Below are 263 nucleotides of genomic sequence, written 5' to 3'. Positions count from 1 at the left end.
CTACGTGAAGACGAATTCCTGACAACCGCAACACCTACTCGAGCTCCTTATGCAGGAGTACTTGAACTCAACCGTCTTGGTCGCCTACCAGTTGTAAACTTTGCAGCAGGTGGGGTAGCAACGCCGGCAGATGCTGCATTAATGATGCAACTTGGGGCAGATGGTGTGTTCGTAGGATCTGGTATTTTCAAATCAGAAAACCCAGAAAAATTTGCACGTGCGATTGTTGAAGCAACGACAGAGTACGAAGATTATGAGCTAAT

General features: G+C 46.8%; 1 pseudogene. It reads left to right on the top strand.

Features of this window, described 5'->3' with window-relative positions:
• A pseudogene (locus JDS96_RS31175) lies at positions 1–263 on the top strand (pyridoxal 5'-phosphate synthase lyase subunit PdxS); the annotation flags it as partial.

The organism is Bacillus cereus group sp. N21 (assembly GCF_016483395.1).
Classification (GTDB): domain Bacteria; phylum Bacillota; class Bacilli; order Bacillales; family Bacillaceae_G; genus Bacillus_A; species Bacillus_A pseudomycoides.
This window is presented reverse-complemented; position numbering and strand designations above follow the sequence as displayed.